Origin of the sequence: Streptomyces sp. NPDC015220, assembly GCF_043079345.1 — a bacterium.
Classification (GTDB): domain Bacteria; phylum Actinomycetota; class Actinomycetes; order Streptomycetales; family Streptomycetaceae; genus Streptomyces.
Map to the genome: position 1 here is coordinate 231,339 of NZ_JBIBUK010000005.1, position 13,612 is coordinate 244,950.

The 13,612-nt window shown below is 73.1% G+C and carries 11 protein-coding genes and 1 tRNA gene; 4 read left to right on the top strand and 8 right to left on the bottom strand.

Going from position 1 to position 13,612, the window contains the following annotated elements; genetic code table 11:
* Nucleotides 1-52 precede the first annotated feature (52 nt).
* The 5 genes from ACF061_RS14665 to ACF061_RS14685 all read right to left on the bottom strand — a co-directional run bounded on the left by ACF061_RS14665 (nucleotide 53) and on the right by ACF061_RS14685 (nucleotide 4,488).
* Nucleotides 53-649 (bottom strand): 50S ribosomal protein L25/general stress protein Ctc, encoded by a 597-nt coding sequence (locus ACF061_RS14665; RefSeq protein ID WP_392267227.1) that lies wholly within the window; start codon nucleotides 647-649, stop codon nucleotides 53-55.
* 214 nt (nucleotides 650-863) lie between these two features.
* Nucleotides 864-1,838 carry a ribose-phosphate diphosphokinase gene (locus ACF061_RS14670; RefSeq protein ID WP_392267228.1) on the bottom strand — a complete coding sequence of 325 codons (975 nt, stop codon included), beginning with the start codon at nucleotides 1,836-1,838 and terminating at the stop codon, nucleotides 864-866.
* Between the two features lie 140 nt (nucleotides 1,839-1,978).
* A complete protein-coding gene (glmU, locus tag ACF061_RS14675; RefSeq protein WP_392267229.1) occupies nucleotides 1,979-3,427 on the bottom strand; it encodes a bifunctional UDP-N-acetylglucosamine diphosphorylase/glucosamine-1-phosphate N-acetyltransferase GlmU in 1,449 nt (482 codons plus the stop codon).
* Between the two features lie 112 nt (nucleotides 3,428-3,539).
* Nucleotides 3,540-3,612 (bottom strand) — tRNA-Gln (locus tag ACF061_RS14680).
* A gap of 15 nt (nucleotides 3,613-3,627) precedes the next feature.
* A complete protein-coding gene (locus ACF061_RS14685) occupies nucleotides 3,628-4,488 on the bottom strand; it encodes a hypothetical protein (RefSeq protein WP_392267230.1) in 861 nt (286 codons plus the stop codon).
* A 166-nt stretch (nucleotides 4,489-4,654) separates the two neighbouring features.
* Between ACF061_RS14685 and ACF061_RS14690 the strand changes: the two genes are divergently transcribed.
* Nucleotides 4,655-5,983: a sensor histidine kinase gene (locus ACF061_RS14690; RefSeq protein WP_392267231.1), complete on the top strand. Its 1,329-nt coding sequence runs from the start codon at nucleotides 4,655-4,657 to the stop codon at nucleotides 5,981-5,983.
* A gap of 210 nt (nucleotides 5,984-6,193) precedes the next feature.
* Here ACF061_RS14690 and ACF061_RS14695 read toward each other — a convergent pair whose 3' ends face one another.
* Both ACF061_RS14695 and ACF061_RS14700 read right to left on the bottom strand, forming a co-directional pair.
* Nucleotides 6,194-6,727 carry an SUKH-3 domain-containing protein gene (locus ACF061_RS14695; protein ID WP_392267232.1) on the bottom strand — a complete coding sequence of 178 codons (534 nt, stop codon included), beginning with the start codon at nucleotides 6,725-6,727 and terminating at the stop codon, nucleotides 6,194-6,196.
* Between the two features lie 161 nt (nucleotides 6,728-6,888).
* Complete coding sequence (locus tag ACF061_RS14700; RefSeq protein WP_392267326.1) at nucleotides 6,889-7,413, bottom strand: YwqJ-related putative deaminase; 525 nt, start codon at nucleotides 7,411-7,413, stop codon at nucleotides 6,889-6,891.
* Nucleotides 7,414-7,771: 358 nt separating this feature from the next.
* On the opposite strand from ACF061_RS14700, the gene ACF061_RS14705 reads away from it, so the two are divergent.
* The gene (locus ACF061_RS14705) at nucleotides 7,772-8,788 is read left to right on the top strand and encodes an SMI1/KNR4 family protein (protein ID WP_392267233.1); all 1,017 of its coding nucleotides are present in this window, start codon (nucleotides 7,772-7,774) and stop codon (nucleotides 8,786-8,788) included.
* Nucleotides 8,789-8,862: 74 nt separating this feature from the next.
* Here ACF061_RS14705 and ACF061_RS14710 read toward each other — a convergent pair whose 3' ends face one another.
* Nucleotides 8,863-9,171: a hypothetical protein gene (locus ACF061_RS14710; protein ID WP_392267234.1), complete on the bottom strand. Its 309-nt coding sequence runs from the start codon at nucleotides 9,169-9,171 to the stop codon at nucleotides 8,863-8,865.
* Between the two features lie 259 nt (nucleotides 9,172-9,430).
* On the opposite strand from ACF061_RS14710, the gene ACF061_RS14715 reads away from it, so the two are divergent.
* On the top strand, nucleotides 9,431-12,061 hold the full coding sequence (locus ACF061_RS14715) for an SUKH-4 family immunity protein (RefSeq protein ID WP_392267235.1): 2,631 nt from the start codon (nucleotides 9,431-9,433) through the stop codon (nucleotides 12,059-12,061).
* A gap of 371 nt (nucleotides 12,062-12,432) precedes the next feature.
* Nucleotides 12,433-13,254, top strand: a complete 822-nt coding sequence (locus tag ACF061_RS14720) for a cellulose-binding protein (protein ID WP_392267236.1) — start codon at nucleotides 12,433-12,435, stop codon at nucleotides 13,252-13,254.
* The last annotated feature ends 358 nt before the right edge of the window (nucleotides 13,255-13,612 follow it).

Consider the following 13,612-nt stretch of genomic DNA (forward strand, 5'->3'; position numbering starts at 1 on the left):
CCGCCGCTCCCCGGGGGAAGCAGCGGCTGACGAAGACAACGACGGCTGAGGATCAGGCCTCGGCGGCCTCCGCGGCCTCGCCTTCCTCGCCCGCGGCGGCCTCCTCGGCCTGCGCGGCCAGGACCTGGAGCACCACCGCGTCCTCGTCCACGGCCAGGGACACACCGCTGGGCAGGGTGATGTCCTTGGCGTGGATCGAGGCGCCGGCCTCCAGACCCTCAACGGACACGGTGACCTGCTCCGGGATGTGCGTGGCCTCGGCCTCGACCGGCAGCGCGGCCAGAACGTGCTCCAGCAGGTTGCCGCCCGGGGCCAGCTCGCCCTCGGTGTGCACCGGAATCTCGACCGTGACCTTCTCGCCACGCTTGACCAGCAGCAGGTCGACGTGCTCCAGGAAGCCCTTCAGCGGGTCGCGCTGCACCGACTTCGGGATCGCCAGCTCGTTGGTCTTGCCGTCGATGTCCAGGGAGATCAGGACGTTCGGCGTACGCAGCGCCAGCAGCAGCTCGTGACCCGGCAGCGTCAGGTGCACCGGCTCGGTGCCGTGACCGTACAGCACACCGGGAACCTTGTTGTCACGACGGACACGACGCGCGGCACCCTTGCCGAACTCGGTACGCGTCGCGGCGGAGATCTTCACCTCGGACATGCTCTTCACTCCTCGTAGAAGTAGGGACAGTGGTCACCCGGCCACGAACGGCCTGCTACGAAGAGCGCGTCGATAACGGACCACCGCATCCGCCGGAAAACGGACACGGCCTCCCTCGCCGAGCAACTCGAGCAGTCTACTCGGAGAGGAAGGCCGTACCCAAAAGGATCTCCAGCGCCGCCCGCGGACACCGTCCACAGGCTGTGCAGAACCCTTACTGCTCGTCGAACAGGCTCGTCACCGAACCATCCTGGAACACCTCACGCACCGCACTCGCGATCGTCGGCGCGATCGACAGCACAGTGATCTTGTCCAGCTCCAGCTCACCCGGCGTCGGCAGCGTGTCCGTGAACACGAACTCGCTCACCTTCGAATTCTTCAGCCGATCGGCGGCCGGACCCGACAGCACACCGTGCGTGGCCGTCACGATGACATCCTCCGCACCATGCGCGAACAGCGCGTCCGCCGCCGCACAGATCGTGCCACCGGTGTCGATCATGTCGTCCACCAGCACACAGATCCGGCCCTCCACATCACCGACGACCTCGTGCACCGTCACCTGGTTCGCCACGTCCTTGTCACGACGCTTGTGCACGATCGCCAGCGGCGCGCCCAGCCGGTCGCACCAACGGTCGGCCACCCGGACCCGGCCCGCGTCCGGCGAGACCACCGTCAGCTTCGAACGGTCCACCTTGCTGCCCACGTAGTCCGCCAGCAGCGGCAGCGCGAACAGATGATCCACCGGACCGTCGAAGAAACCCTGGATCTGGTCGGTGTGCAGATCCACCGCCAGAATCCGGTCCGCACCCGCCGTCTTCATCAGATCGGCCACCAGACGCGCCGAGATCGGTTCACGACCCCGGTGCTTCTTGTCCTGCCGCGCGTAACCGTAGAACGGCACGATGACCGTGATGGAGCGGGCCGACGCACGCTTCAGCGCGTCGATCATGATCAACTGCTCCATGATCCACTTGTTGATCGGAGCGGTGTGGCTCTGGATCAGGAAACAGTCCGCACCACGGGCCGACTCCTGATACCGCACATAGATCTCGCCGTTCGCGAAGTCGAACGCCTTCGTCGGGACGACCCCCACACCCAGCTTGTGGGCGATCGCCTCGGCAAGCTCGGGGTGGGCGCGGCCGGAGAAGAACATCATCTTCTTCTCGCCGGTCGTCTTGATCCCGGTCACAGCACTGTCTCCTCAGAGGGTGTTCGCATGTCGAGATGACCTCGGCAACCGTGTCAACCGTGCGCGAGAGGCCGTCTCAGCTGGTGGGGTGCGGATGTGCACTTATCACGGTACGCCGTATTCGACGCACCCGTTTCCGGTCAGGCCTCGTCCTCCGCCCCCGGAGCCGCCGCCTCGGCCGCCTTCGCCGCCGCGCTCCCCGGACGCTTACGAGCCACCCAACCCTCGATATTCCGCTGCTGGCCACGGGCCACGGCCAACGAACCGGGCGGCACATCCTTCGTGATCACAGAGCCGGCAGCGGTGTACGCGCCGTCCCCGACAGTGACAGGAGCCACAAACATGTTGTCCGAACCGGTACGACAGTGCGACCCCACCGTGGTGTGGTGCTTGTCCCGCCCGTCATAGTTCACGAACACACTCGCCGCACCGATGTTCGTGAAATCACCGATCGTCGCATCACCCACGTACGACAGATGCGGAACCTTCGTCCCCTCACCGATCCGCGCGTTCTTCGTCTCCACATACGTACCGATCTTCGACTTCACCCCGAGCCGAGTCCCCGGCCGCAGATACGCGAACGGCCCCACCGACGCCTCCGGACCCACCACGGCCCCCACCGACACCGTGTTGTCCACCCGCGCCCCGGCACCCACCCGGGTATCCGTCAGCCGGCTGTTCGGACCCACCTCGCACCCCTCACCCAGATGCGTCGCCCCCAGCAACTGCGTCCCCGGCAACACCACCGCATCCTGCTCGAAGGTCACCGACACATCGACCCACGTCGACGCCGGATCCACCACCGTCACACCAGCCAGCATCGCCGCCGTCAACAGCCGCTCGTTCAGGATCCGACGCGCCTCGGCCAACTGCACCCGGTTGTTGATCCCCGCGATCTCCCGATGATCACCGGCCACACACGCCCCCACCCGATGACCCGCCCCACGCAGAATCCCCAGGACATCGGTCAGGTACTCCTCACCCTGACTGTTGTCCGTCCGCACCTGACCGAGCGCCTCCGCCAGCAACCGCCCGTCGAACGCGAACACCCCGGAGTTGATCTCCCGGATCGCCCGCTGCGCCTCGGTCGCGTCCTTGTGCTCCACGATCGCGGTCACCGCGCCCGAGCCGGTGTCGCGCACGATCCGCCCGTACCCGGTCGCGTCCGGCACCTCGGCCGTCAGCACCGTCACGGCGTTGCCGTCCGCACCGTGCGTCGCGGTCAGCCGCGCCAGCGTCTCAGCGGTGAGCAGGGGCGTGTCCCCGCACACCACGACCACCGTGCCCTCGACGGACCCGCCGAGCTCCGCCAGGCCCATCCGCACCGCGTGCCCGGTGCCCTTCTGCTTCTCCTGCACGGCGGTACGCGCCTGGGGATCGGCCTCGGCGAGGTGCGCGATCACCTTCTCCCGCGCGTGCCCGACCACGACCACCAGGTCCTCGGGCTTCAACTCGCGTGCGGCGGCCAGCACATGACCGACCAGGGAACGGCCGCAGATCTCATGCAGGACCTTCGGCGTGGCCGACTTCATACGGGTGCCCTCACCCGCTGCGAGAACGACGACGGCTGCCGGGCGAATGGCGCTCACGGGATGCCCTTCGGCTTTTGGGTGAGGTGGACACCCGCAGGATACCGGGGCGGTTGGCGGGGGGAACGAGAGCGGGTCCCGACCTGTGTAGGTCAGGACCCGAACTTGACTGCTCCGCCAGCTGGACTCGAACCAGCACTACAGGGATTCAAAGTCCCGCGGGCTACCGATTACCCCATGGCGGATGGCTGCGTCAGACCTTACCGGAGACGCGCCGGAGCCTGGGCCACCATCCCGCTCCACCAACCCTCGATACGGCGGTAGAGCTCGGCGCCTTGCGACACCTTGATCACAAGGCAGCCCCGGTAGTTCTCGCCCACGTTCTTGCGCACCGTCTTCGGGTTGTGCTTCTTGATCGTCGTCCTCTGGAACGTGGCGGCGTCGACGCCTACCAGGTCGGCCCAGTAGCGCTTGGCCGCCTCCGTGTCCGCCGTCATGTGGATCATCACGCGGTACTGCAGGCGGTCCGCCTCGACGCCCAGGAGGCGCAGCCAGGCCAGGTAGATCTGGATCACTCCCGGGTCGCTGTTGACGAAGACCACGGCTTCCCGCCGGTCGTACGGTTTGTCCTTCGCTCCTTCCGCCCAGTAGAGGGCCACTCCTGCCATGAAGAGGTCCCGAGTGGACATCTCGCCGATCTCCTGTGCGGCGGCGGCCTTGGTCCGCCGCCGCACCTCGTCCCGGACGGCGAGTTCGTGCTCCCACCTCTTGCGTGCCGCCAGCCTCGCCTGCTCGGACGGGTCACGCCGCTCCGGTTTCGGCAGGTCCCGCACCCACAGCGACACCGAACTCCGCGAGCAGCCGAGCTCCGCCTCGATCTGGTCGTAGGTCCAGCCCCGGAGGCGCAGCTCACGTGCCTTCGCGCGCATGTCGTCCTTGGCTCGTGGGCGCTTCGTCCACTCCGGCGGCGGTTCGCCCTTGACAAGCTGATTGAGGATGTCGTTGTTGAAGATCTTCAGTTCGTCCCGGATCCGCCGGAGGCTGTGGCCCCCGCGCCGCAGCGCGACCGCCCGTTCCCGCAGGGCCTCGAAGTCGGCGTACTTGCCGTGCGAATGTGCCATGGGCATACCGTCCGGGCGGAATGCCTGGTTCCGGGATCGAACGGGGGATGTTCAGCAGTTCGAGGGATTTCGGACGTTTCCGCTGTCCTTCGATTACTCGGTGTGTTGGGTGTCCGTACGCGAAACTCGCCGGAAAAGCCGGTGCGGCCGCCCGTAGGCTGGAGCCATGACCACGACGGGGGAAGACCGCGCCACGGCCCTGACCGGGCCGTGGTGGTGGACGCGGTGGCGCAGTGCGCTGTTCGACGGGAGTCTGGCGCTGGTGTCCGCGGCGGAGTGTGCGGCGGAGGGGGTGCCGTTCGCCCGGGACGCGGGGGTCCCGCTGCTCGCGGGGGTGGTGTTCGGGCTGCTGGCCGGGTCCGTGCTGATCGTGCGGCGGCGCTGGCCGATCGCCGTGGTGCTGGTGGCGATCGCCGTGACGCCGGCCCAGATGGGCTTCCTGATGGGGATCGTCGGTCTCTACACGCTCGCCGCCTGTGAGCTGCCGCGGCGGGTCATCGCGGCGCTGGCCGGGATGTCGCTGCTCGGGACGATGATCGTGACGTTCGTGCGGGTGCGGCAGGACATGGCCCGGGGCGACTTCACCCTGGGGGACTGGTTCGTTCCGTTCGCCGCCGTCACCACCTCGCTCGGGCTCACCGCGCCTCCGCTCCTCCTCGGTCTGTACGTCGGCGCGCGGCGGCGGCTCATGGAGTCGCTGCGTGAGCGGGCGGACAGTCTGGAGCGGGAGCTGCAGCTGCTCGCGGAGCGGGCGGAGGAGCGGGCGGAGTGGGCCCGCAACGAGGAGCGGACGCGGATCGCGCGGGAGATGCACGATGTCGTCGCGCACCGGGTGAGTCTGATGGTGGTCCATGCGGCGGCCCTTCAGGCGGTGGCGCGCAAGGATCCGGAGAAGGCGGTGCGGAACGCCGCGCTGGTGGGGGACATGGGTCGCCAGGCGCTGACCGAGCTGCGGGAGATGCTGGGGGTGCTGCGCAGCGGGGAGGGCCAGGAGCGGGAGCGTCGGGAGCGGGCTTCGGCGTCCGTGCCGTTGGTCGCGGTGGGGGTGGCGGCGGCCGCGGCGGCTTCCCGGGCGGTCGGTGGGGCGGGTGGCGTGGAGGGGCCGTGTCTGGCGGAGCTGGAGGAGCTGGTCGGGCAGTCGGCGGCCGCGGGGATGGTGGTGGATCTGTCGGTGCAGGGGGAGTCGCGGTCGTACGAGGCGGAGATCGAGCAGACGGCGTACCGGGTGGTGCAGGAGGCGTTGACCAACGTCCACAAGCACGCGGCGGGGGCGAAGACGTATGTGCGGCTGGCGCACCGGGTCTCGGAGATCGCGATGCAGGTGGAGAACGAGCCGCCGCCGGAGCAGGCGTCGGCGTCGTCGGTGCGGCTGCCGTCCGGCGGGAACGGTCTGCTCGGGATGAAGGAGCGGGTCGTGGCGCTGGGCGGTGTGTTCGTGTCGGGGCCGACGGACGCGGGGGGTTTCCGGGTGTCGGCGGTGATTCCGGCGTCGTAGGGGCGCCGGGGGCGGTGGGTGCGGTGGGTGCGCCGAGGTGCGCGGGTGCGGTGGGTGCTCGGTCCGGGTTGGGGCGGGTGTGCCGTGGTGCGGTGGCCGGTCCGTGGTGGGGCGTGCGGTGGCGGGTCGGGGTGGTGGTGCGGGGGCCCGGTGCGCCGTTTTTCGTCGGTGGTGGTGGGGGTGTCCGGTGCGTCGTCGGTGGTGGGGTGGTCAGCTCGCGGTCAGGCGTACGGGTGTCATGCCGGAGACGAGGGCTGTGAGGGCCTGGTCGATGTCGGGGCCGAGGTACCAGTCGCCGGTGTGGTCGAGGGCGTAGACGCGGCCCTCGGCGTCGATGGCGAGCAGGGCCTGGGTGTCGGTCTCGTTGCCGAGGGGGCAGACCTCGGTGCCGAGGGCGCGGCCGAGGTCGCCGAGGGTGCGGGCCATGTGGAGGCCGTTCAGCGGGTCGAGGTGGAGTTCGGCGGGGGCGATCTGGCGGCCGGGTCCGGTGGGGGTCAGGCGCAGGCCGCCGAATTCCGCCCAGGCTTCGACGGCGGCGGGGAAGACGCTGTGGCGGTGGCCGGCCGGTGAGGTGTGTTCGCGCAGGGTGTCGGCCCAGATCTCGGCCTGCTTTATGTCCCAGCGTCCGGGTTGCCAGCCTGCGGCGCGCAGGGCGGCGTCCACGGGTGCGGTGAAGCGGGGCGGGGGTGCGCCCTGTTCGAGCGGGGCCGAGAGCTGGGGGGAGGGGTGGCGGTCGGTGTGCATCTGCCCTTCGTTCGTCGAGGCGGCGGTGGCCGTGCGGGGTCGGGTGGGTGCCCGGGGTCCGGCCGGCGGGTGGTCCGGGGTGCGGGTCCGTGCCGCCGGTCGGCGGGTGTGGGCCGGTGGTGCGGTGGCCGGGGTGTGGGGCGTGTCGTGCGGGGTGGTCGTCAGCCGTCGTCGCCGGTGGGGTCGACGATGCGGACGCCGAAGTGGGCGCTGAGGGCGGTGCAGGCGCGGCAGGGGGCGGCGAAGCTGCCGTGCAGGGGGTCGCCGTCCTCGCGGATGCGGCGGGCGGTGAGCTTGGCCTGTTTGAGGGCTTTGCGGGCCTCGCCGTTGGTCATGGGTTTGCGGGCGGCGCGTTTGCTGCGGGAGGCCTCGGCGGCGGTGATGCGGCGCGAGATGAGGATGGTCTCGGCGCAGCGGCCGGTGAAGCGGTCGCGCTGGGCGCTGGTGAGGGTGTCGAGGAAGTCCTGGACCAGGGGGTGCAGGGTGGGGGGCTGGTCGCCGCGGGAGGCGGTGCCGGTGAGGGTGGTGCCGCGTACGGAGAGGGCGGCGGCGATGGCGGGGAGTATGCCGTCGCGGCGGTGCTGGAGGGTGGGCGCGTGGGGCGTCCGGGTGCTGCTCCAGCCGATCCGCGGGTCGCCGGACGCGTCGGTCCGCGGTCCCGTCTGCGTCGCGTTCATGATCATCATTCCCCTCTGGAGCATCCCCCCGGAGGACACAGAGTGCCAAATCGCGTGGCGGGTGCGGAAGCTGGGGCGGTGCGACACGCCCTGTTCGGGGCGGTGCGTCACGGTGGGGTGACGGCTGGTCACGGCGGGGGCGGGCCGGGTCGGGGAGGTGTGGGGCCGGTGGGTGGTGGGCCGGTGACCGGTGCCGGTGTACCGCATAGGCTGTCGGCACGCGGCGCGCCGCGGTGCGTGCGGTCGTCGCGTTCCGGGTGAACGCGTGTACGCGTTGGAGAGAAGTAGTCGATACGGGTCTCGGCTCGCCGGAGCGGATGCGGCCGGTCGCCGTGGGCCGTCCAGAGTGCCGCAGGGGGCAACCGCCATGACGACAGGTCGGCTCGGGCTGGGGGTTCCACCCGGCCGCCAGGCCGGAGGAGGGGTCGCGCCGCCGAACGCGGCCTATGCCGGGCAGATCGTGCACTTCCCCGATCCGGTCCGGGCCGCCCGTCACCCGAGGGGGGTGCGGGTGGACGAGCGTGGTTACCCGGACTTCTCGCCGTACGCGCGGGCGGCGGTGGAGATCGCCGAGCCGCCGGAGGGTTTCGGTGTCGACGAGTTGCGGCTGACGGACTACGTCTCCGCGAACGCTGCGCTGGCGGCGGCCGGGCATGAACTGTGGGACACGGTGCCGAGCGTGGCGACTCCGCACGGTTGGACGTGGCACCACGTGGCGGGCGGCCGGCGTCTGGAGCTGGTCCCGGTCGAGGTGAAGGCGCTGCTGCGGCACCATGGTGGGATCGCGACCGCGAACGTCGATCAGGCGAAGCGGGGTACGCGGCCGTTGCAGGAGACCAGGCCGGCCCATTTCGGGTTGCCGAAGTCGGGCGCGGCGGTCTCGGAGGAGCAGGTGCAGGGGGTCGAGGAGGACCTCGGGTACCGGCTGCCGGGCGCGTACCGGTCGTTCCTGAAGGCGGCGGGGGGCTGTGCGCCCGTCGGCACCGCGCTGGACGCGGAGTTGGGGCTGCTGATCGACCAGCCGTTCTTCACGGTGCGGGAGGAGGCGGCGGTCAACGACCTGGTGTACGTCAACAAGTGTCTGCGCGACCACCTGACGAAGGACTATCTGGGGGTCGCGTTCGTGCAGGGCGGGCTGCTCGCCGTGAAGGTGAAGGGCGAGCGGGCCGGTTCGGTGTGGTTCTGCGCGTACGACGACGTGCGGGACGTCGATCCGGCGTGGCCGCAGGCGGATCGTGTGGAGCGGCTGTTGCTGCCGTGCGGTGCGGACTTCGACGCGTTCCTGTCCCGGCTGGCGGGGTCTCCGCCGGAGCTGGAGACGGTGGCGAACCTGATGGTGGACGGCGGGTTCGCGCGCGTCGTCGCCGTCTCTTCCGGGGAGTGAGCTGAAGCGATGGTGACGTTCGCGCAGGCGCAGGAGCGCGCGGAGGAGTGGATCAACGGCGATGTGCCGTCGTATCAGCACCGTGTGGTGCGGGTGCGGGAGTTCGAGCTCGGTTTCGTGGTGTGGGCCGAGGACCGTGCGGAGGCGCCGCGTTCGGGCGGGGGCGCGCAGCGGCTGGTCATCGCCCGGGACAGCGGTGAGGCCACGCTGTGGCCCGCGTTGCCGGTGGGGGAGGTGATCCGCCGGTACGAGGAGGAGTACGGCCGTCCGGACGCCGTGCAGGACGCCGTGCCGGCGCCTGCGGCCCGGGTGGATCTGAACCAGACGTCGTTCCTGTTGAGTCCGCCGGAGTGGTTGCAGGAGGCGGCGGACAAGCTGGGCATCCCGGACCGGCGGGGCGGGGCCGGTGGGGGGACGTCCGGCGGTGCCGCCGGTGGTGCGGCCGCGGACGCCGGAGCCGCCGGTGGCGCGGCCGCCGGGGCGGGAGCCGCCGGTGGTGGTGCCGGTTCCGGGTCCGTTCCGGCCGCCGGCTCGGGTACGGGTGCGGGCGCCGGGTCGGGCGCCGGCGGTTCCCTGCCGCGGACCCAGGCCGGAGTTCCGGCGGGGGCCTCGCCCTCCGGTGCGGGGGCCGGCGGGTCCGGGGTGCCCGGCGGGGCGACCCCGTGGGCCGGTACGGACACCAACGCCGACTCCGGGGAAGACCGTTCGGTGCCGCTGCCGGCGACCGTGTTCGCACCGCCGCTGGGCGAGGAGGGCGGCGGCACCCCGCCGCCCGCCGCCGCGCCGGACGCCAAGACGACGCTGATGGCCGCCGGCAGCGGGCTTCCGCGTACGGCAGTGGCACCGGCCCTCGGTGCTCCGGGCACTCCCGCTCCGGGCACCCCTGTTCCGGGCACCCCTGTTCCGGGCACTCCCGCTGTCGGTACCCCCGCCCCCGGCACTCCTGGCGCTTCCGTGCCGGGCGCCGCCCCGGGCCCCGGTGCTGCCGTTCCGGGTGCGCCGGGCGTACCCCGGGGCAGCACCCCGCCGCCCCCGCCGCCGGGCGCGCCGCTGTCTCCCGGCACTCCGCCGCCTCCGCCCCCGGGCAGCACTCCGCCGCCCGCCTCACCGGTTCCGGGCAGCACTCCGCCGCCTCCGCCGCCGGGTGGTCCGTCGTACGGCCCCGGGCCGGGGTCCGCCGCTCCCGGGATGCCGGGCGCGCCGGCGGCTCCGGGCACCCCTGCGCCGCCGGTTGCGGGCAGCACGCCCCCTCCGCCCCCGGGCAGTACTCCGCCGCCCGCTCCGCCGGTTCCGGCTGGGCCGGGAACGTCTGCTCCGCCGCCCAGTGCGCCGCCGTACGGCTACCCGCAGGGGTCCGGCGCGCCGACGGCTCCGCCCCCGGGTGGCGCGCCGATGCCTCCGCCCCCGAGCGGCGTGCCGCACGCTGCCGCGCCCGGCGGTTCCGCCGTGCCCGGCCGGCCGCTGCCGCCGAACGCCGGTGACATCGCCGACGCAGCGACGAGCAAGGCCGCGCCGCCGCCGCGCCGTGGGCGGGGCGGTTCGAACACGCCTCCGCCACCGGGTGCTCCCGGAGTGCCGGGCGCGCGTCCGGGCGGGACCCCCGCCTCACCCGAGCCCGGAGCGCCCGGATCACCAGGAGCGCCTGGCGGACCTGGTGCTCCTGGCGGGTACGTGCCGACCCAGCTTGTCTCCTCGCTGGGTCCCGACGGCCCCGAGGGCACTGTCGCGCCGGGCGGGCCACAGGCCCCGGGCGCGCCGCTGCCGCCGGGTGCCCCGGGAACGCCGGGAGCTCCGGGAACGCCGGGTGCTCCGGGAACGCCGGGTGCCCCGGGAACGCCGGGTGCGCCGAACGTGCCCGGCACGCCCGGCGGCACGCCACCGGGTGGTGTGCACCATGCCGCCACGATGCTCGCCGAACCCGGCCGGGCCGGTGCGGCCGCCCCGCAGCCTCCCGCCCCTCCCGCCCCTCCCGCTCCGCCCGGCCCGCCCGGCGCCCCGCAGCCGCCGGGCGTCCCCGGCGCTCCCGGTGCCCCCGGGGCCGGGCAGGGTGCCGTGCACCATGCGGCGACGATGCTGGCCGGGCCCCCGCCGGGCGGCCCGGGCGGGGCCGCGCCGCAGCACGGACCGGGCGTTTCCGGCGCCGGCGTCCCCGGGACCCCGCCTCCGCCGCCCCCGCCGCCCGGCGCCACCGGCATGCCTCCGGGAGCCCCGCGTCCCGTGCCGCCCGGTGCGATGCCGCCGCCCGGGCAGCCCGTCCCCGGGCCGCCGCCCCCGGCGTACGGCTATCCCCAGCACGGGCAGCCGACGGTCGGCCCCGGCTACCAGGCCGTGCTGCGCTACCGGGCGCAGGACGGCTCCGAGCAGCAGCTGATCCGGCGTTCGGCGCCGGGTACGCCGCACCCGGAGTGGCAGATCTTCCACGAGTTGCGCGCGATGAACGTGCCGCCGGACCAGGTGCTGGAGCTGCACACGGAACTGGAGTCGTGCCGGCTGCCGGGTGCGTACTGCGCCCGGATGATCGGCGAGCAGTGGCCGCAGGCGCGGATCACCTCGATCGCGCCGTACGGCGCCGACCACGCCAGCCGTCAGCAGGGCATGGCGCAGCTCCTCGCGCACCAGGGCGAGTTGCACCAGGTGGCGGACGGTCCGGCCCGGCCGGGCCCGGTGCGCGCGCCGTTGTCGCCGGTGCAGCCCGCGCCCCCGCTTCCGCCGGAGGGGATCGCCCAGGAACTGGGCGCCGCGTTCGGGCCGGGCGTCTTCCGGTTCGAACAGGCGGCGGTGTCCCGGCAGGGCGTGCCGCCGGCGGTGGCGCACACGCTGGTGGTGGCGGGCCTGCCGGTGGACATGGGCCCGTTCTTCTGGGCGCAGGCCCAGCCGGGGCGGCCGGTGCCGACGTTGGCGGAGCTGGCGGCCGAGCGCGGGGTGCGGCCGGCGCCGGACGCGGGCTCGTACCTGGTCATGGGCAGCGACTTCGGCAAGGCGATCTGCGTGCAGTACGGCACGGCGAACATCGTGGCGGTGCCGGTGGAGGCGGGGCCGGGCGGCGCGTCCGTGCCGCCGCAGTTCGTGAACACCGGCCTGCCGGAATTCGCGCGCTGTCTGGCGCTGCTCGGGCGGATGTGGCGGTTGCGCTACGGCCTGAACCAGGAGCAGGCGGGCCGTTGGACCGTCGACTTCCAGGCACAGCTCGCCTCGCTGGACCCGGCGGCGCTGGGTTCGCCGGAGAGCTGGTGGTCGGTGCTGCTGGAGCAGATGTGGGACGGACTGCTGTGAGCGTGTGCGTGAGCGCCTGACCGCTCGAGTGGCTGAGCGCGTGCGCGTCTGACGGTGTGTGGGGCCGGGCCCGGTCGTGTGATCGGGCCCGGCCCTTCGTCGTTCACGCGTCGGCCGGAAGCGCCCGCCCGGAGTGTCGCGTTATGCACATTTCCTTCCTATACATCAAGATGTGCGCGAAATCATCGTGACGCATCCATGCGTGGGGCTTCGGCGGGAAGGGGTCCAGGGTGAGCAGACCTTCGAGGTCATCGACGTCGTCCGGACCGTCCGCGCGCTCCGGGGCGTACGGGACGTCCGGCACGCCCGGGTCGTCCGCGTCGCTCCATGGTTTCGTGGTCGTGCGGGGGCGTGGTTACCGGCCCCGTCAGGTGGACGCGTTCGCGGACGCCCTCTCCGCGGACCGGGACGCGGCCTGGGAGCGCGCCGCGCGGCTGACGGTCCTGGCCAGGGAGATGGACGCGGAGGCCGAGTCCCTGCGGGAGGCCGTCGCCCGGCTCGGCGCGCAGACCTACGAGTCGCTGGGGCCCGGTGCCCGGCGGCTGTACGAGCTGGGGCGGCAGGAGGCCGAAGCGGTCCGGGACCGGGCGCGGCGCGAGGCCCGCCGCCAGGTGGAGGCGGGTCGGGCACGCGCCGAGGGCGTGCTCCAGGAGGCGCGGGCGTACGCCGACGCGGTGCGCGCGCAGGCCGAGGAGCAGGCCCGGCGCCGGATCCGCGTGGCCCAGGCGGAGGCCGACGAGCTGCGGATCTCGGTCCGGCGCGAGGTGAAGGAGACCCGTGGCGCGGCGCTGGCGGCGCTGCGGGAGATGCGGCAGCGCACCTCCCGGATGCTCGCCGAGCAGAGCCGCGAGCACGACGAGCGGCTGGTCGCGGCGGAGCGGGAGGAACGCGGGCGGGTGGCGGCGCTGGAAGCGGCGCAGGCCCGGCGGCTGGCCGCCGTCGAGGCGGCGTTGGCCGAGGCGGAGCGGGCGCTCGCCGCCGCGCGGGAGCTCGCGCGGCGCGGGCCCGAGGAGGCGCGGGCGCGGGCGGCGGAGGTGCTCGCCGAGGCGAGGCTGCGGGCGGAGCGGACCGCCCGCGAGACGGAGCAGGTGCTGCGCGAACACGGTGAGGTGTGGGACGACGTACGGGCGCAGATGGACACCGTGCAGAGCAGTATCAAGGCGTTGACGGGGCGGGCCTGGGTGTCGCAGTGACCGGCTCGGCTCCCCCCGTACCGCCGGCCCCCTCGCCCACCGTCCCGCTCGGCTCTCCCGCCGCACCGCCCTCGTCAGGATGCGGCCCGGTAGGCCGCCGGTCAGGGTGCGCGGCAGCCCTGTTCGGGTGAATCGGCGGCACGAGAAGTCCGTGGGCCAGGGTGGGCGCGACGGAGCGGGCGTCCGGACGGAGACCGGGGTCGGCGGGGGCCGACGGGGAGGGCTCCTCGGGGGACGGCCAGGCATGGAGGGGGCCGACGGGGAGGGCGCGTCGGGGGACGGCCAGGCATGGAGGGGACCGGCGGGGGAGGCTCCTCGGGGGACGGCCAGGCACGGAGGGGACCGGCGGGGAGGGCTC